This is a genomic window from Persicitalea jodogahamensis (assembly GCF_014651615.1).
Taxonomy (GTDB): Bacteria; Bacteroidota; Bacteroidia; order Cytophagales; family Spirosomataceae; genus Persicitalea; species Persicitalea jodogahamensis.
In genome coordinates this window covers 2,184,845-2,203,977 of the sequence record NZ_BMXF01000001.1, presented here as the reverse complement: position 1 = coordinate 2,203,977, position 19,133 = coordinate 2,184,845, and the positions used below count along the sequence as shown (strand labels likewise).

Genomic DNA, 19,133 nt, shown 5'->3' with positions numbered 1-19,133 from the left:
GCTAAATTCGGTTTGTCACATGTACTTGGGTTGCCTGAATAAAATCTCCAAGGAAGATGAAAAATTCACCATTTAATCAACTTCCTAACTCTCATTTAGTTGACTCACAAAAAAGGTCAATCGGTCCCGAATCGGAATAGGGGTGGCACTAAACTTTTGATGAAGGAGGGATTCAAACTAATGAATTTCACATACTGAAAGTAGTGCTGAACATAAAACAAACCGTATAGAAATCATGAAAAAGATAGCAAGCTTATATATCCTAATGCTTGGCCTGTTGACTGCGCCGGTGGCCCAGGCTCAACTCAGCCCGAACCTCGTACAGGCGGGAATCGATGCACTGATGTCGGCCACCATCACCAATGCTCAGGTGGCCGAAATTTCGCGGGAGGCGGTCAAGGAAATGGATGCGAAAAATCCGGTAGCCAGTGCCAGTGACCCCTACGCCAAACGCCTTAGCCGCATTGTGGGGCGCTACCCTACCATCAATGGCATCAAGCTGAACTATAAAGTCTACAAAGTACCCGATGTGAACGCTTTCGCAACCGCCGATGGCAGTGTGCGCGTATTTCAAGGTTTGATGGACATCATGAACGACAAGGAAATTCTGGCCATTATCGGTCACGAAATCGGGCATGTCGTCAATAAAGATTCGCACGATGCGACCAAAAGTGCACTGCGCCGCTCGGCCCTGCGCAATGCCGCGGCTGCCAACGATGGTGTAGTGGGCCAATTATCGCGTTCCGAGCTGGGGGGCCTCGCCGATTACGTGGCAGCAGCGTCGTTTAGCCGACAGCAGGAAACTGAGGCTGACGATTTCAGCTATGCGTTCCTCAAACGCAACGGCCAGAGCGTACTGGCTTTGGCTTCGTCGTTCGAAAAGCTCGACAAGGCGGGCGGCGGGAAAGTACCCCAGTTCCTTTCCACGCACCCCGACAGCAAGGCACGCGCCGCCCGGGTACGCGCCCGCGCCAAACAAGAAGGAGTACGGTAGTTTTGGAGTATAACCCATAGCCGCTGCTTTACACGTTGTTGTGAAGAAAAATAAAGGCCATATCACTGCGCAAGGCCATGCTATAAGTAAGCGAAGAACGCCCGGATAGCCGTCTCCGGCTGGCGCTCTACCCGGAAAAGAGCCTAGTGCCAGCGGAGGGTTGGACAGGTCTGGGTTTCCTGCTGTGGTAAATGACGGATGGGATGGGTGAAGGTGCAATGAGGCGGGTGAAAATGTTGCCCACAAAATGATCATTTTGTGGGCAACCATCCCGGCAGATCCGGATACGCAATGAAATGACAAACTACTCCCTCGACCAGCAATAGGCAATTCCAGGGAACACCTAATGTTTTCAATCAGCAGGTACTTCCCACTTGATTATTGCGTTTAATCTTCATGAAAACATTCAAAATACTCCAATCATGACCCCGACCATTACCCGTAAAGAATTCTTAAAAACCGGCGCCCTTGCACTGACGCTTCCCTTTCTTACCAAGACTATTTCCTGGGCCAAACCACCCAAAAATATTGGTTTGCAACTCTACACCCTGCGCAATTTGATGGGAAAAGATCCGAAGGGTACTTTGAAAAAAGTGGCCGACATAGGCTTTACCGAGGTCGAGACGTTCGGCTATGCAGATGGCAAGTTTTTTGGGATGGCGCCCGCCGAATTCAAAAACTACCTCAAATCGCTGGGCATGTCCACACCTAGCGGCCATTATATGCCCGGCCAGCTACAAACCAGCCTCAACCAACTGGTGGACGATGCGGCCGCCGCCGGACAAAAGTACGTGGCCTGTGCCTTCCTCATGCCCAATGAGCGGACACTAGACGACTACAAAAAATTTATCGACCTCTTCAATAAAGCTGGTGAAGTTTGCCAGAAGGCCGGGGTTCAGTTTTGTTACCACAACCACGATTTCGAGTTTGAGACCGTAGGCGGAAAAATCCCGTATGATATGATTCTGAAAGAAACGGATCCTAAGCTGGTCAAGATGGAATTGGACTTGTACTGGTCCTCCTTTGCCAAGCAGGATGCCGTAACCCTATTCAAACAAAATCCCGGCCGGTTTCCGCTGGTCCACATGAAGGATATGGCCAAAACCGAAAAACGGGAGTTTGCCGAGGTGGGTAATGGTTCCATCGACTTCCAGCGCATTCTGGATGCGGGCAAGACCGCGGGTTTGAAACATCTTTTCGTGGAGCAGGACGTTACGAAGCAGCCGCCCCTGGAAGCGATTGCGATCAGCTATGCCAATATCAAAAAGATGAATGTATAAGTACGGCAACCGCAGCAAATACATTCATCTCTGTTCTTAAAACAAGGACTAAAAATGGCTCAAAAGCCAATGCCTACAATGCCCCGTCTTTGATTTCCTCCACGACTGCCGGATCAAGCAGCGTGGAGGTATCGCCCAGATTTGACGTATCGCCTTCGGCAACTTTGCGCAAAATGCGTCGCATGATTTTTCCAGACCGGGTTTTGGGCAAACCCGTGACAAACTGCACTTTATCGGGCCGGGCAATGGGGCCGATCACCCGGGCGACCGTAGCACCAATATCCTTGCGCATCATCTCCGGTTCGTCGGGCCATTTTTCGGTGATGACATAGGCGTAAATACCCTGCCCTTTTATATCGTGCGGATAACCCACTACCGCCGACTCGACAACGCCCAGGTGCATGTTGATGGCATTCTCGACTTCCGCAGTGCCGATACGGTGGCCCGATACATTGATGACGTCGTCTACCCGGCCTGTGATACGGTACATTCCGTCCTCATCGCGCAGACAGCCGTCACCCGTGAAGTACATGCCGGGATAAGCGGAGAAGTAGGTCTTCTGGCAGCGGTCGTGGTCACCCCAGGTCGTGCGCAGCATGCCGGGCCAGGGAAATTTGATGCAAAGATTACCACTGACACCGTTGCCTTCGATTACCTTCCCGGCCTCGTCCACCAGCACGGGCTGCACGCCCGGCAGCGGTAGCGTGGCAAATGTGGGTTTCTCGGGCGTAACGCCCGCGATGGACGATATCATTATTCCGCCCGTCTCGGTTTGCCACCAGGTATCGACCAATGGAGTATCGTCGTGGCCAATGTTGTGTTTGTACCACTGCCAGGCTTCTTCGTTGATAGGCTCACCGACCGACCCCAGCTTTTTCAAGGATGAAAGATCGTGATCTTTAACGTATTGCAATCCAAAGCAAATCAGCGCGCGGATAGCAGTGGGGGCAGTGTAGAGAATATTGACCTTGTGTTTCTCGGTAATTTCCCAAAAACGTCCGGCATCGGGATAAGTAGGGACGCCTTCGAACATCAGCGACGTAGCACCGTAGCACAAAGGACCATAAACGATGTAGCTGTGTCCGGTAATCCAGCCGATATCTGCCGTACAAAAGTGAAGCTCACCCGGCTCATACTGAAAAACATTAGCGAAGGTATAAGTCGCATACACCATGTACCCGCCACATGTATGGACAACCCCTTTGGGCTTACCCGTGGAACCGGAAGTATACAGTATGAAAAGCGGGTCTTCGGCGTCCATTTCTTCCGCGGGACAATCAGCATCCACATATTTCACCTCCTCTTCCCACCAGTGGTCGCGGCCTTTGAGCATCGAGACAGGCGTGCGGGTGCGGGTCATGACGATGACATCTTTCACTGTCGAGCATTTTTCGAGGGCATCATCCACGGTTTCCTTCATTGGAATGACTTTGGCTCCCCGAAAAGCTCCATCGGAAGTAATGACCATGGTGCATGCTGCGTCGTTGATGCGGTCAGCTATGGAACGGGCCGAAAAGCCGCCGAATACCACCGAGTGGATGGCCCCAATGCGGGCGCAGGCCAGCACAGAAATAGCCAGCTCAGGTACCATGGGTAGATAGATGCAAACCCGGTCGCCTTTGCCTACGCCGTGCTTTTTCAAGACATTGGCAAAGCGGCAGACCCGGCGGTGAAGCTGACTGTACGTAATCGTCACCGCTTTATCATCAGGTTCATTCGGCTCCCAGATGAGGGCAGGCTGTTCGCCGCGCTCGGCCAGGTGACGGTCCAGCGCGTTCTCGGTGATGTTCAGTTTTGCGCCTTTGAACCACTCGATTTTTGGTTCTTCGAAGTTCCATTCCAGTACTTTATCCCAGGGTTTGCGCCACTGAAAATGGCCTGCTATGTCTGCCCAAAACGCTTCGGGATCGTTTACACTTTTATCGTAGGCAGCCTGGTATTCTTCAAATGTGGTCGTTTTCATCAAAGTTGCAAGGTTTAGCATTTGGTGCCGGATATACAATCGGCAGAGATTCACATTATTGATTAAAAATTGGGAAAATATACGAAAATATTACCTGATTAAACTGATTTATCCCGCCGGCGGGAATAACCGTATGCCATTAGGTCACTGATCATGAATAATTCAACGATCAATATTTTTGAAGGAAAAAACGGTTTTTTTAAAACTGGTTTAGTAGAGCCCGTCTGAGAATCGAGAAAGTGAGTCAGAAGGAAAAACCGTATAATTCTCTTTACAGACCAATGCAATTTATTTGATTGAGAAGAACCAATGAGCCCAGGAGGGGTACTTTGAATCGGCTAGCGAGGGGCCACAGGTTAGAATATTCCCCGAACCTCAATGCGTCGCCTCCCCTGCTCCACTCGGCAGCCGAATCTCTTCCACAATCTGCTGCACATCCTCGGGTGGATCGGGCGTGAAGGCGCTGATTACCAGCGAGACTATAAAATTTGCCAGCATGGCCACCGAGCCGAAGCCCTCGGGTGAAATACCAAACCACCATTCGGAAGCGGGCGACGGCGCTGCTCCCAGCCAGCCCAATTTGAACTTGATCATGTAGAACAGCATCAGCAGCGTGCCGACGATCATCCCGGCCACGGCCCCTTCCTTGTTCATTTTTTTATAAAAAATCCCCAGGATAATAGCCGGAAAAAATGAGGCCGCCGCCAGCCCAAAGGCCAGCGCAACTACCGCCGCCACAAAGCCGGGCGGGTTAATGCCAAAGTACCCCGCCACGCAAACGGCCAAGGTAGCCGATACCCGGGCGGCAATCAGTTCGCCTTTCTCAGAAATATTGGGTAAGATCATCTTTTTCAACAAGTCGTGCGACACCGAGGCAGAAATCACCAGCAGCAGCCCCGCTGCCGTGGAGAGCGCCGCCGCCAGTCCGCCCGCTGCCAGAAGGGCAATGACCCAGTTGGGCAACTGGGCAATTTCGGGGTTAGCCAGCACCATGATGTCGTTGTCGATTTTCAATTCGTTGACTTCGGGATCGGCTACGTATTGAATTTTGCCGTCGTTGTTCTTGTCATCGAAAGCTAGAAGCCCGGTCGTCTCCCAGTTTTTGAACCATTTGGGTACCGAAGCGTAGTCGCGGTTGCTGACGGTTTCGATGAGGTTTGTCCGGGCGAACACCGAAATCGCGGGAGCAGTGGTGTACAGAATGGCGATGAAAAACAGCGCCAGGCCCGCCGACATTCGGGCGTCTTTCACACGCTTGACGGTAAAAAACCGGACGATCACGTGCGGTAGTCCCGCCGTACCGACCATCAACGCCAGCGTAATTGCAAACAGGTCAATTTTTGATTTGGTCCCCTGCGTGTACTCAGCAAAACCTAATTCGCGGGACAGGCCATCCAGTTTATCCAATAGATACACCCCCGAGCCATCGGACAAGGTACTTCCCATTCCGATCTGGGGAATGATCGCACCCGTCATGTTGAAAGAAATCATGATCGCCGGAACCATGAAGGCAAAAATCAGCACGCAGTATTGCGCCACCTGTGTGTAGGTAATACCCTTCATGCCACCCAACACGGCATAAAACAGCACGATCACCATCCCGATAATGACGCCCGTATTGATATCCACTTCCAGAAAACGGGAGAAAACTACCCCTACCCCGCGCATTTGTCCGGCCACATAAGTGAACGACACTAGCAAGGCGCAAATCACTGCCACCGTGCGGGCAACATTGGAGTAGTAACGGTCACCTATAAAGTCGGGGACGGTAAACTTACCAAATTTTCTCAGATAAGGCGCTAGTAGTAAAGCCAGTAGCACATAACCTCCCGTCCAGCCCATGAGATAGACGGTGCCATCGTAGCCCATAAAAGAAATCAAGCCGGCCATCGAAATAAACGACGCAGCCGACATCCAGTCTGCCGCCGTAGCCAGGCCATTGGCCAGCGGCGACACGCCGCCGCCCGCTACGTAGAATTCCTTGGTGCTACCCGCTCGCGACCAAATGGCGATACCAATGTAAAGGGCGAAGGTCAAGCCAACAATTATATAAGTCCAGATTCTTACGTCCAAGGGAGGGGTAGTTTATGACGGGGTGGCCCGAGTTGTTTTATGTTTGTGAGTTATGAGCCATTGTTGCTCAGCTCGGAAATATCATTTTGTGGCTTTGCACCTTTGGGACTTCACACCTCATTCGTCATAGCCATACTTCCTATCCAGTCGGTTCATCAGGAAGATATAGACAAAAATAAGGAGCACGAAAACGTAGATGGAACCTTGCTGGGCGAACCAGAAGCCTAACTTGAAACCGCCCAGTCTGAAATTGTTGAGGGCATCGGCGAAGAGAATCCCCGCACCATAGGAAACCAGAAACCAGATTACCAGCAGAATCGCCAGATAGGTGAGGTTTTCTTTCCAGTAGCGTTGGGCGGTGGTTTTGTCGGGTGTCTTCATCAGGTTAGTTTGGGAGAATTCCTTAGCCAAAGATCAGAAAGGCGTAATTTTACCTTATGAATGATTCATTTTGCCATCTTACTTTTCAGGAGCAAGCCTTTATTCAGGAACATATCAAAGACGATGTTCCAACCCTGCTGTTGCAAAGCAATCGCTATCAGGATATTGATGTCAGAAAAGCGGCGCTCCAGATTGCGGCCCGGCAAAAGGCAAAACATAAACTACCCGACTGGTATGCCAACGAAAAATTGTATTTCCCCCCGCCCCTTTCGGTAGAACAAAGCTCCTCCGAGGCCACAGCGCGCTTCAAGGCCAGCCTTATCTCGGGTCAGAAATTAATCGACATTACGGGCGGTATGGGCGTGGATTGCCATTATTTGGCTCAGAACTTCGAGAAAACGGTTTATTTCGAACAGTTATCCGAAGTAGCCAGGGCAACGGCCTACAATTTCGGCAAACTGGGGATTTTAAATAAAGTTGAGATCAGGGAGGAAGACGCCATCGCTGCACTTGCGCAAAACCCTGAACCTGCCGACTGGATATATGCCGATCCTGCCCGCCGCGACGACCGTAAACGGAAAGTAGCGCAACTGGCCGACTGTACTCCCGACCTGACAGAGTCGTTACCCACGCTTTTCCGTTCGGCGCCCAATGTTTTGGTCAAGACCGCGCCACTGCTTGATATCGATCTGGCTGTAAATCAAATGAATTCCGTTCAGGAGGTCTATGTCACAGGGTTTGACAGCGAGTGTAAGGAGGTACTTTACGTCTTACATCAGTCGTCCGTGCCGGCTGGACACATCCCATTAAAGGTGAGGATTCTGAGTGATGATGGGGGCGTTCTACACAGTTTTGATTTTACCCGGCAGGAAGAAGCCGAAGCGGCACCTTCGTACGATGCCCCCCAAAAGTACCTCTATGAACCGCACGCGGCCATTCTGAAGGCGGGAGCTTTTAAAAGTCTGGCGGTGCGATTGGGCCAGATCAAACTCGCCTCAAACACCCACCTTTACACATCCAGAAAGTTGATAGCCGATTTTCCAGGACGAAGTTTTGAGGTAGTTGCCGTTTGCCGACCAGACGCCCGTGCCCTGGCTGAATTTGTCCCCGAGGGTCGCGCCAACCTCACGCTTCGTAACTTTCCTGGAAAAGTGGATGACTTACGGAAGAAGTGGCGTATAAAAGAAGGCGGCGACGTATATCTCTTTGCGGCGACCCTTTTCGATGGCAAAAAAGTTGTCATTGTGGCCCGTAAACCGTATATTTAAACAAAAAAGTACCTCCTTTTTAGTAAAAATCATATGAGAACAAAAATTTACCTCCTTCTCTTGCTGGGCATGGTGTGCACGCCCGATACCAATGCGCAGGGTGTTTTTCCCGGAAAAGAAAACCTCAATGGCAAAGATTACTTCGGGCTAAATCTCAATTCCGGCATTCCCTCACGCTACTTGGAAAACTACTGGGATGAATTCCTGAATACCTACGGCAAAACCCACAGCCGCCGGGGCGTTATTTCGGTGGACCGGGCCAATGTCCCATCCATTTCGCATGAACCCGTGGAAATGCTGAGCCAGGTTTCTTCTGTTCGTAACATCAGCCACGTTTTTTTGGCGGTAAAAGTCGGCAACCATTTTATTTCCAACTTCACCGACAGCACGTACACAGCCACCGAGAATTTCCTGAAAGAATTCTCTTCCTACGCAGTAGCCCGCGATGAAGTGAGAATGGCCGAAGAATACTACGCCGAAGCCGACAAGAATCACAAAAACCTCGAACGTGACAATGAGCGCATCGTGAAGGAGATAGAGCGAACGCAGAAGAAGCTGGAAGAATTGCTGCGCGACCAAGAAACGAACAAAGCCGATCTGGCCGGATCAATCATCGATCTGGAAAACAAGCAAAAAGATCTGGAAGCTGCCAAGGGTCGTATCCCCAAAATGTGAGTGTACACACTACGGCCCTCCGAATGACCCCATTGCCGGCAAACCCATCACTCTCTTGACTAAATGGTAGTTGGTTCCTTTCCTGCCTTGAAAGGAGACTATTGTTTACCAACAAACAGGTTGTCAATTTGCTGGGTTATCACATCTGAAATCTTTTCTTCTGATACGAATGTTCTGACCAGACCAGGCAATTCGGAATCCATGATAATTTTCCCCTCTTCCACCCGAATACTTCCTGCTATTTTAGTGCTTATCAGACCTTTCTTTAACTTAAAAGAAAAGTCCATGGTGTTTCCTGACCAGCTTTTAGTAGGTTCTTTCACGATCACGCCGCCCGGAAAATCCCGCTTCATCAGTTCGTCTAAAAAAGAATCTATTTTCTGGATAGCCACTTGCTGGCTTGCCTTATGATTTCGTTCAATTCTCATGGTTTCTTCTATTTGAATGCTATGAAACTATACCTGATGTTGATTACAATCAGCATTCAATGTCGTATATAAATTTGGTGCCATGATTGGTACTCCTTTCAGATTTCGAGCAATCCTTTATGAACCCTAGCACAGTCAGTGAGCGATATGCCGTTAGCAATGAGTTTGTAAGGCCAAATCAAAAATTCAGCCATGTCGTCACACACCTCGGCAGCCAGACTCAACCACATCAGAGCGATGGATTGTGTTTTGCTACTTCCCCCGGTCTATTGTTTCAGCAATGTGAAGAATTGTGAGCACGTAACCACGCTAAGCTACTTTCTGGCCAGATTATAACTCAGGTTCAGGAGCGCCTTATAGTAGGAATCCCGATCCAGCTCGATGGGTTGAAGGGCAGCGTACGAATCTATCACCCCTTCATAGTCATTCTCATAACCGAAGGCCTTCCAAATTATTTTATTTTCAAGATCAAGTACCTCCGCAGTGATGGCCCCGCATGCCAGATCGCCGCATTCCGGACAAACGTACAGTGGCACGCGTCCGGTTATCAACCGAGGTTTTTTGACAAAAATCAGCTCATACAGACTCTCCCATTCGTAGTCTTTGCGGACATTCCACCCAAACGGAGTAACCAGATCAAGAGGTGACAGACCCAGTATTTTGTGTAGGCTTTCCCCCCCGATGAGGTAATCATGGTAATGCCTCTCTTTTCTGTTGTCATCTCCCCGCCTGGTTGCGGATTGGAATTGCAAGGTCTTCATCTACGGAGCGGCAGCTGTAAAAAATGAGGATAGACGAACTTTCATCTACCCATTGTTTTTGGTCAGGTACAATCAAAGAACCAGGCGGTTGGGTTGCACCTTCCGTTTCTGGCCCTTGAAATTAACGATTTCCACTCCTACAACCCGCTCGCTCAGAGGAATCTGCCGCACCGACTGGGAGAGGAAAGAGGCACCATAGTACAGTTCGTAGCGGCGGGTTGTTCCGTTTTTAAATTTCACCATGGCAAATGCATCATCGGGTTGGACGGGCAGCCACGTTACCTGCTTTTGATCCTGGCCAAAAACGCGCATCGGTCCCCGGTTTTGGGTGGCTACAATCAGGCGGTTTCCCTGAGCGTCGGGTAGCTGGACCAATCCCTTCGCGTTGCCCGGTACGTAGAAACCCGTTTGGACCTGAGTTTGGGGCGTAAAGTTTCCGTGCCCATCTCCCTTCAGAAGCAAACCATTCGAAGCATCAAAGCGCCCTACACTAACTTCGTTGCCGAAGTCATTGGCTACCAGCAGTACATCTAGGTGACCATCGGCATCGAAATCCTCGGCGATCATGCCGTTGATGGGGGCGACCTGCGCCAGGGCGGGCAGCGGCCGCAACTCAAACCGGCCATTCCCTTTGTTCTCTATGTAAGAAGATTTCAGGTAATTGGCCTGCAAAACCAGGGCTTCCCTGCGCTGTTCCTCCGTTAGCAGGTTATCAAAAGTGGCTTTGGTAAAATCGGCGAAAGTCTGGTACCTGGCCCGCATCGGGATCATTTGTTTGATCATATCCTCGCGTCCGTGGTAGGGGACCAATTCCCGCTTGCCGGCCGCATCAGGATAATATACCATCGGGATGGCGTCGTACATTCCGTCCTGGTTGAAGTCACCCGCCAACATGGTGAGGGGCGTTTCGTCCGAGGTGCGGGCAAGGTTGTTCAACCCCATATTTCCCACCACATAATCCGTATCACCGTCATTGTCGAAATCGCCGCCAATAATGCTGTTCCAGAATCCTTTGTACTTTTCAAGGTAGCTGTTCAAGGCTGCATCGGGAACGAAGTTTCCATTTTTATTCTGGAAAACCTGCAGTGGCATCCACTCGCCGGCTACGATCAGATCCATAAAGCCATCATTGTTGTAGTCGGTCCAGAGGGCATCGCAGATCATACCGCCGTTCTGCAGTTGGGGGGCGACCTGGGAAGTCACATCCGAGAACTTCGGACTACCCGGTTTAGAATCATTCCTTAAGATAAAACTGTTGACCGACCGGGGATAGTGTTGCGGGTCGATGCGCCCGCCGACGAACAGATCGAGATCCCCGTCGCGGTCGTAGTCCGTGGCACGGACACAGGAGGTACTTACTCTGGCCTCCGGCAGCGAGCCTGCGGCCAGGCTGAATCCTCCTTTTCCATCGTTGAGGTACAGCCGATCCTGATAGCTGGGATCACCGGCATTCTGCTCGTTGCTGCCACTGGCAATGTACAGGTCGTTGTCGCCATCGCCGTCCGCGTCGAAGAGCAGCACGCCAATGTCTTCCGATTCTTTCTCTTTGCCTTCTCCACCGGGCAGCAGATCTTTTAGTTGAAAAGTACCATTTGCTTTTTGTACAAAAAATCGTCCTTTGTGCTGGCGGGAGCCCCCCACGAATAAGTCAGCCAGACCGTCGCCATCAATGTCCGCTGCGGCAACCGCCGGAGGAAACTGCGAAAGTTTGTGCAGTAAAAGTTTCTGACCGTTGAAATCGATAAACTCCGGTTCTTCGTGGACATAGTCAATTCCCACCGAATCCATGAGGTTGCGAAACAGCTGTCCAGGAAGCGGGTCAGGTGCATACGCATCCGTGGCCTCTGATTGCCTGACGGTCAGCACCTGATCAGCCTTTACGCTTTTCAGTGTTTGCTGCTTCCCATTGGGCCATACAACGACGACCCGGTCTACGGTCTGCACATCTCCCAGGCCAAAATGCGCCATCGGCTCCACAGAGGACAAGTACCCCCGATAGGGCGAATGCTCGTACATCTGCCGCAGGCTGTCATTGTAAAATATTTCAACACGTGCGCCCAGCCCATTCAGATTGTGTTCGCCTCCCTGAAAAGCAATTCGCAAATAGTGGTTTTTCTCCGGCCTGGTTTCCATCAGATTGTTCCGGTAAACAAAGGCCGAATCATCAATATTGTTGACGATCATGTCCAGGTCACCGTCCAGATCCAGGTCGGCATAGGCCGCGCCATTTGAAAATGAAGGCACGCCGATCCCCCACGTTTCGGTCACGTTTTCAAACGTCAAATCGCCCCGGTTGCGGAAGGCGTAATTCTTGATTTTTACGGTCGGAATCTGGTCCAGCATATAGTCCTTGGAAGCCACGGTGCCACTTTCGGCGCGAAATTGAGCGAAATCGCGATCAGTGACGTCACGGGGAAACCCGTTGGTCACAATCAAATCGCGGTAGCCATCGTGGTCGAAATCAGCCAGCAGGGGAGTCCAGCTCCAATCCGTTTCGGCGACATCGGCCATCATCCCCATATCCGCAAAAATGGGTTCATTGGTACCAGGCTTGTTCCCCATGTTGATCTGCATGGTGTTCCGAACGTACTCGTAAGTGAAGCCGTAAAGGTCATTATTGAGGTACCCCTGGTAGCTGTTCGCCCCCATGAGTTTTTTCTTCCGCTCATTGTCGCGGGGTAGCATATCGAGGGCCATGACATCGGCCAGACCGTCGTTATTAAGGTCGGCCACGTCGTTGCCCATCGCCGAGTTACTGGTATGTTTGAAGTAGGCCTGCGCCTTGTCCATGAAAGTACCATCGCCGTTGTTGATGTAGAGCAGGTCGTTGGACAGGTAGTCGTTGGTGATGTAAATATCCTTGTAGCCGTCGCGATTGAAGTCTGTTATGTTAAGTCCCAGCCCGTAGCCCTCCGTCTGGATGCCCGCTTCTTTGGAAACATTCACGTAAACCGGATGACCGCCCTGCTGACTCCAATCGCAGCGGTAGAGCCGGTCGGTCGTAGCTGAGGAGCCATCCGTGTTTTTTTTGTGGTAAAGATTAGGGTACTCTTCAATGGTGTCGATCAGGACGTATAGATCCAGATCACCGTCGTTGTCGTAGTCGAAGAAGGCAGCCTGCATTGAATGCCCGGTATCGGCAACACCGTACTCGGCGGCCATCTCTTTGAAATGCGGTACCCCCTCAGCGTCATTTCCCTGATTGACAAACAATAAATTGGCTCGTTGCGATTCAGATTTAAAGGTCGTCGCCGAAAGGTAGATGTCCATTTTACCATCTGCATTGATATCCACCAGACTCACGCCCGAACACCAGCGACCCAGATTGGAAAGCCCCGCCTGTTCACTGATGTCACTAAACTTCATCCCTCCCTTATTGAGATACACCTGACTATTGACCTGATTGCCTGAGAAAACTACGTCGGGCAAACTATCGCCGTTCAAATCGGCAATACCCACACCTCCCCCATTGTACACATACTCGAAGTCGATAATATTGATACTGTCGTTCTCAGTAATGCGGTTGGAAAAGTTCACGCCCGATTCCCCGGCGGACAAAAGGGTGAAAAGCTTTTTTTCCTGACAGGCAGTAAAAAGGAAGGGCAGTAGAACCAGCAAAAACAGCTTGGCTGCTGTCGGTCGCTTCCGGGAATTGGATAGAGGCATAACGAAAGTTACAGAGGCTTCCGGAGACTCGATCCAAAGTGAAGCTACAAAACGATTAAGGCTCATTGGAAGGTACTTGTAAATTAAAATGTCAGGTTCAAATATACCAAAAAGGCAAGCCGTTTGGCTTGCCTTTTTGGTACGAAACGAAGCCAAAGCAATTACTTATAGCCCGGATTCTGCTTTAAAGTAGCGGGGCCTTCTGCACCCAACAAGTCGATTTCGGCTTGTGGAATGGGCAACAACTCATCCTTACCCGTAGTGAAGCGTGAGCCTCCCAGGGTAGTTGGCAGGAATTTCGAGTCATAGGTGAGGTAGCTGTTTATTTTCTGCTCGGCCGTTCCCCAGCGCACCAGATCGTAGAAGCGGTGACCTTCGCCCGACAGCTCAAGCTTGCGCTCGAAACGGACAGCATCACGCGCTTTTTCCTTGGTCGCGAACTGTGCTGCCGGATACTCGGCTATAGTATAATTGGCGGCGGGTTTGCCATCCTGCATCACGAAACCTGCTGGGTTAGCCGCGCGGCGACGAACCATATTGGTGTACTCACGAGCTTTTTCCAAACTACCCACCTCGATTTCAACTTCGGCGGCCATCAACAGTACGTCTGCAAAACGGATAATCGTGTAGTTGAGGGCCGTGTAGCCAGGCGTCCAGGTGCTGTTGTCCTGCAAAGAACCCACGTCAGATTTGTAGTAAGTGTATTTCTTGGGAGAATAGGGACCTCCGTTAGCCGGATTCCGAATCCAGTCAGCACCGGGGTGCGGCTGCCAGTCGAGGTACATGATACCGCGGCGACCCACCGAGTGATCCAGACGGGGATCAAGGTTGCCCGCATCCGGGGTGAACGGCTCGGCAGATTTAAGAGGAAAATCACTCTTGACCGCTTTTCCGGCATCGTTATACGAACCATCCAGCAGGGGAAGGCCCGTCGCATCGGTTCGGAAGGAATTCACCAGCTCAAAACTTGGCTGAAAGAATCCGCAGCAGTTACCCGGCCCGGAAGGACCCGTGTTGTAAGGATAATTCAGGTCAAACTCCGGGAAGGCATTGTTGACAGAGCCCGTATTCGCTGCATTTTGGATCGCAAAAACCGACTCCGCATTGTTATCGTTCGAAGCTCTGTAGATGTCGGCGTACTTTGGCACCAGCCCGTATTTCTTACCATCGGAAGTAACGCCGCTGGTAATCACCAAATCAAATAGCGGTTTAGCCTCTGTGAACTTCTTCTGAGTAAGATAAATCTTGGCCAGATATGCTGCAGCCGCCCATTTATTGGCACGTCCTACCGCTCCCTGCGTAGCGGGCAGGTTATCGTATGCGTACTTCATGTCCTCCTCAATGAAGGGGTACATGGGCTTATCGTTCTTGATCGTCTCAATGCCCGTACCATAATCGTCCGCTTCGGTCACGATGGGCGTTTGGCCAAAGTTGCGCGCCAGTTGGAAATAGTAGTGAGCACGCAGAAAACGAGCTTCGGCCGAAATCCTCTTTTTATCAGCCGCCGTTACCGAAGGATCTGCCTTACTTAATAAACGCAGAACGTTATTGGCGCGGGCAATACCTTCGTAGTTACCCACGTAATTGTCCCGAATCACCCCTTGTGTAGGTTGCGTCTCGAATCGTTGAATCGGATTGATGTCGCTGAAATCGCCGGGATCGGTACCTTTATTGGCGTCGCCGCCGCGGATACTACCCCACACCCAGTTGGTGGCGCTGGCCATGCGGTTGGCCCGCCCGTTGAGGTTGGAATAAACCGCGATGAGCGACCCTTCAATCCCTGCCTTGGACGTCAACTGCGACTCACTGATCTGTCCCGTCGCCGGAATTTCCAGAAAGGAATCGTTGCAGGAAACGGCAGCAAAGGCCAGCCCCGCCGTAACGGAGGCGATCAGGGCCGCACTTTTTAATGATATATTTTTCATTGTGTATTAGTTTATATTTTTTCTAGAGATGATAGATCAAAAGCCCAGGTTCACCCCAAAGTTCCAGCTGCGTGTGATCGGGTAGTTACCCACATCAATTCCGAAATTGGTATCGGCATTACCACCCACCGAAGGATCGAGCCCCTGGTACTTGGTAAGTGTCAGCAAGTTATTAGTAGAGGCGAACACCCGCAAACGCTGCATTCCGATGCGTGACAGCAGGTTGGCCGGCAGCGTGTATCCGATCGATAAATTCTGGATGCGCAGGTAAGAGCCGTCTTCCACGTAGTACGAGTTGGACTGGGTGTTGGTGCTGAAATTGGAAGCCGATTCGTAGATGGGTATCGTGGCATCGGTGTTCTGGGGCGTCCATGAATCCAGGATACGCGTCGACTTGCTCGATCCCTGGAAGGAGGGATAGAAATCAGTGAACCATTTCGAGACGTTGAAAATCTTGTTGCCCGCCGTACCGTTGGCGTAGATGTTCAGGTCGAAGTTTTTGTATTTCAACGTAAACGCCAATCCTCCTGAGAACTTCGGTACAGGACTGCCCAGATACGTACGGTCGTCGGCAGTGATTTGTCCGTCGCCATTGACATCACGGTAGCGGAAGCGCCCCACTCCATTGGGAACGGCGTTTGCTTCGGGGTCCTTCGCGTTGATCTCCGCAGCAGCCTGTGTAGAAGTGACACCGTCCTGCTTGGGAGCAGCATCGATTTCAGCCTGAGTCTGGAAGAGGCCCACAACATCATAACCATAAAAAGAAGAGATCGAATAGCCCAATTGGTTACGAATAGGGTTGATTCCCCGGAAGCCGGGGTTTACTGTCGTCAGGTACTGCTGATCGCCCGCCAGGCTCACTATTTCATTACGCAGGATACCCGCCGTTACGTTCACTTCGTAGCTCAGGTCTCCCTTGATACGCCCTTTGTTGATCAGCTGGATGTCAATTCCTTTGTTCGACATCTGGGCCGTATTTACCGAAGGAGGCGCAGCGTAGGTACCCAGAGTAGCCGTCACGGGTACTTGGTAAAGCAGGTCTCTGGTGTCTTTCTTCCATAGGTCCAGAATCACGTCCAGCTTACCATTAAACAGTGTAGCGTCGAAGCCGATGTTGGTCGTAACAGAGGTTTCCCACTTCGCATTGGGGTTGCCAATACGCGTCCGGTAGTATCCTTCCTGGGCGCTGCCGTTGGTGCCATTGATGTCATAGGAAGAGTTACCAATGTTGGCGGCAAAAAGGCTGTATTGGTTATTGGGGTCCACGTTGTTGGAGTTACCCATGATGCCGTAGCCACCACGGATTTTCATGTCCGAAATCCAGGGAATGGATTTCATGAAGTTCTCCGAGGACATCCGCCATGCTGCTGAAACAGCGGGAAACACGCCAAAACGACTGTTGGCTCCGAAACGAGATGAACCATCGCGCCGTAAAACACCCGTCACGATGTATTTATCGTTGTAGATATAATTGACCCGTCCGAACAGCGAATAGAAATTCACCCCCTTGCCATAACCACTGCCTACCACACGCCCGGTTGCACTGACGGTGTTCAGGTTGACGTAGTTGGGATCAGTCGAGAAAGGGCTCTGACCGTTACCATTGATCCCTCTGAAGATGCCCGTGTTAAGTGCTTCCTGACCGGCAAGCAGATCGATGTTATGTTTGCCGAAGCGTTGCTTGTAGTTAGCCGTGTTGGTAAAGACATATCCGAAGGAATAGCCACCACCTTCGCCGTAGCTGAACGCCGAGTTGTTCTCGGAGTTTTCGTACTGCAGGCGTCCGTAGTTGTAGAAGTAGTAGTTATTATACTGACCACCGATGGAGCTGCGAAGCGTCAAACCGGGAATGGGATCGTATTCGATGTACACGTTACCAAATCCGTTGCCGTTGAAGTTCCGGTTAGCGGCAGAACCGTCGCGGTTAGCCACAGGGTTGCGGGGGTTGTTGAATCCTTTGGCTGCCGTACCGGCATAGCCGCCGAATTCATCGTAAATCGGAATGATGGTAGGCATCCGGTACGCCAGGTTGATGTCGTTCTCATCGGCTGCCACGCCGGCACCGTTGTTGCCACCGCCCTGGCCCAGAATCTGCAGGTAAGTAAACTGTAAGTTCTCGCCCACCCGAAGGTTTTTCAGCACGTTGAACTCGGTATTTGCCCGGAAGGTATAACGCTTGAAATCGTTGTAAGTCAGGATACCTCCCTGGTTTTGGGCGCTGAAACTCAGGTAAAAACGACTGTTATCGCCACCGCCTGAAAAACCCAGGGAGTGACGCATGAGAGGGGCTACCCGCGTAATGGCATCATACCAGTCAGTACCCGCCTTGTTCGCACGCACTACCTGGTAAATACCGCCAGCCTTGGGGTCAATGTTGTATTTTTCCCTTTCTGCGGCCAAATCCACCGTACCAACAACCCCGGGCGTACCGCCCACGTTGATGTAATCAGGAATGACGGGTTCAGGACCGGGACCAAACTGCGGATGTTCGTACTTAGGTTCGGTCTTGTTTTGCAAAGCGTCGTTGCGCGCTGCATTGAAAGTCCAATCGGCGTACTGTTGCGGGCTCAATGATTCGAAAGGCTTACCGGGATCGGTGGCTCCAAACAGTCCATCATACGTAATGCTCAGTTTCTTGGCACCTTTGCTTCCCTTTTTGGTCGTGTACACAATTACACCGTTGGCAGCCCGTGCTCCGTAAATTGAAGCAGCGGCAGCATCTTTCAGCACCGTCGTCGACTCGATATCATCGGGAGCCAGAAAGTTGGTGTTTCCCACCGGTACGCCGTCCACTACATAGAGGGGCTCGTTACCTCCAAAGGCACCAAAACCGCGCACACGGATCTGACTGTTGGTACCGGGCTGACCGTTGGTGATCACTGTCACGCCCGCTACGCGTCCGGCCAATTGCTGCTCCACGTTACCCGAGGGTACCTGGGTCAGATCTTTGGCTTTCACCGTGGCTACAGCCCCGGCCGTTTCGCGACGATTGTCGGTGGTGTAGCCGGTTACGATCACCTCGCTTAACTGACTTACGTCATCCTCCATCGTCACGTCGATGGTACTTTTAGTGCCTACCGTCACTTCCGTGGCCTTGAAGCCGATTGCAGAAAACGATAGAATGCTGCTGGGTGAATTGACATTGATGCCGTAAGCACCTTCCGAGTCGGTAGTTGTACCCGTTAAGGTGCCTTTCAGTACGATGTTCACACCAGGGATTCCCTGGCCTGAGCCGTCTTTCACGGTACCCGTGACCCGGCGGTCCTGGGCAAAAGCCGTGAGATTCAACACTGCCAGAAATGCAAGAACACTCATGTTCCTGATCCAGCTTAAGTAGCTTTTTCTCATAAGATTGATTAGGTTAATAATAGGATAGTGAAAGAAATTGAAAATGATTCAATGAAACATTTTCTGAAAATAATTCAATTGCAAAAGTAAATATTTACTTCCTAATATTCAAAACTTTATAGTATTAATGCTGTCACTGAAAGTTCAATATTTGTGTACTTGACACTTTATCAAATTGTTAAGATTCGATCCTGACGATAAAAAAATTGAATTTCAATTCCATTTTTTTGAGTCGCTTCTGAAAATCAATGTTTCACTCCGAAATGATTTTCAAAAAATCAGGAAAACTGAAAGGCAGTCTGTATTATAAACGGCTCTCTATTTGCCAATGGCAATGCATTTCACAGGGAAACAATTTTTGATCCTTTTCT

The 19,133-nt window shown here is 50.9% G+C and carries 12 protein-coding genes; 4 read left to right on the top strand and 8 right to left on the bottom strand.

Annotation, left to right across the window (positions count from 1 at the left end; all coding sequences use genetic code 11):
- The first annotated feature begins 235 nt into the window (after positions 1 to 235).
- Positions 236 to 994, top strand: coding sequence for a M48 family metalloprotease (locus IE117_RS09105; RefSeq protein WP_189563972.1), 759 nt, complete (start codon positions 236 to 238; stop codon positions 992 to 994).
- Between the two features lie 422 nt (positions 995 to 1,416).
- A complete protein-coding gene (locus tag IE117_RS09100; RefSeq protein WP_189563971.1) occupies positions 1,417 to 2,274 on the top strand; it encodes a sugar phosphate isomerase/epimerase family protein in 858 nt (285 codons plus the stop codon).
- A 73-nt stretch (positions 2,275 to 2,347) separates the two neighbouring features.
- Here the strand turns inward: IE117_RS09100 and acs are convergent, their stop codons facing one another.
- The 3 genes from acs to IE117_RS09085 all read right to left on the bottom strand — a co-directional run bounded on the left by acs (position 2,348) and on the right by IE117_RS09085 (position 6,691).
- Positions 2,348 to 4,237 carry an acetate--CoA ligase gene (gene acs, locus IE117_RS09095; RefSeq protein WP_189563970.1) on the bottom strand — a complete coding sequence of 630 codons (1,890 nt, stop codon included), beginning with the start codon at positions 4,235 to 4,237 and terminating at the stop codon, positions 2,348 to 2,350.
- Between the two features lie 375 nt (positions 4,238 to 4,612).
- Positions 4,613 to 6,310: a sodium:solute symporter family protein gene (locus IE117_RS09090; protein WP_189563969.1), complete on the bottom strand. Its 1,698-nt coding sequence runs from the start codon at positions 6,308 to 6,310 to the stop codon at positions 4,613 to 4,615.
- A gap of 117 nt (positions 6,311 to 6,427) precedes the next feature.
- The gene (locus IE117_RS09085; RefSeq protein ID WP_189563968.1) at positions 6,428 to 6,691 is read right to left on the bottom strand and encodes a DUF4212 domain-containing protein; all 264 of its coding nucleotides are present in this window, start codon (positions 6,689 to 6,691) and stop codon (positions 6,428 to 6,430) included.
- Between the two features lie 56 nt (positions 6,692 to 6,747).
- On the opposite strand from IE117_RS09085, the gene IE117_RS09080 reads away from it, so the two are divergent.
- Complete coding sequence (locus IE117_RS09080) at positions 6,748 to 7,959, top strand: THUMP-like domain-containing protein (RefSeq protein WP_189563967.1); 1,212 nt, start codon at positions 6,748 to 6,750, stop codon at positions 7,957 to 7,959.
- Between the two features lie 33 nt (positions 7,960 to 7,992).
- The gene (locus IE117_RS09075; protein WP_189563966.1) at positions 7,993 to 8,634 is read left to right on the top strand and encodes a hypothetical protein; all 642 of its coding nucleotides are present in this window, start codon (positions 7,993 to 7,995) and stop codon (positions 8,632 to 8,634) included.
- Between the two features lie 98 nt (positions 8,635 to 8,732).
- On the opposite strand, the gene IE117_RS09070 is transcribed toward IE117_RS09075, so the two are convergent.
- The 5 genes from IE117_RS09070 to IE117_RS09050 all read right to left on the bottom strand — a co-directional run bounded on the left by IE117_RS09070 (position 8,733) and on the right by IE117_RS09050 (position 18,762).
- On the bottom strand, positions 8,733 to 9,062 hold the full coding sequence (locus IE117_RS09070) for a polyhydroxyalkanoic acid system family protein (RefSeq protein ID WP_189563965.1): 330 nt from the start codon (positions 9,060 to 9,062) through the stop codon (positions 8,733 to 8,735).
- A 314-nt stretch (positions 9,063 to 9,376) separates the two neighbouring features.
- Positions 9,377 to 9,823 (bottom strand): hypothetical protein, encoded by a 447-nt coding sequence (locus IE117_RS09065; RefSeq protein WP_189563964.1) that lies wholly within the window; start codon positions 9,821 to 9,823, stop codon positions 9,377 to 9,379.
- Positions 9,824 to 9,895: 72 nt separating this feature from the next.
- Positions 9,896 to 13,555: a VCBS repeat-containing protein gene (locus IE117_RS09060; protein WP_229580568.1), complete on the bottom strand. Its 3,660-nt coding sequence runs from the start codon at positions 13,553 to 13,555 to the stop codon at positions 9,896 to 9,898.
- A gap of 95 nt (positions 13,556 to 13,650) precedes the next feature.
- Positions 13,651 to 15,414 (bottom strand): RagB/SusD family nutrient uptake outer membrane protein, encoded by a 1,764-nt coding sequence (locus IE117_RS09055; protein ID WP_189563963.1) that lies wholly within the window; start codon positions 15,412 to 15,414, stop codon positions 13,651 to 13,653.
- 36 nt (positions 15,415 to 15,450) lie between these two features.
- Entirely contained in the window at positions 15,451 to 18,762 is a 3,312-nt protein-coding gene (locus IE117_RS09050) for a SusC/RagA family TonB-linked outer membrane protein (RefSeq protein ID WP_189563962.1), read from the bottom strand.
- Positions 18,763 to 19,133 lie beyond the last annotated feature (371 nt).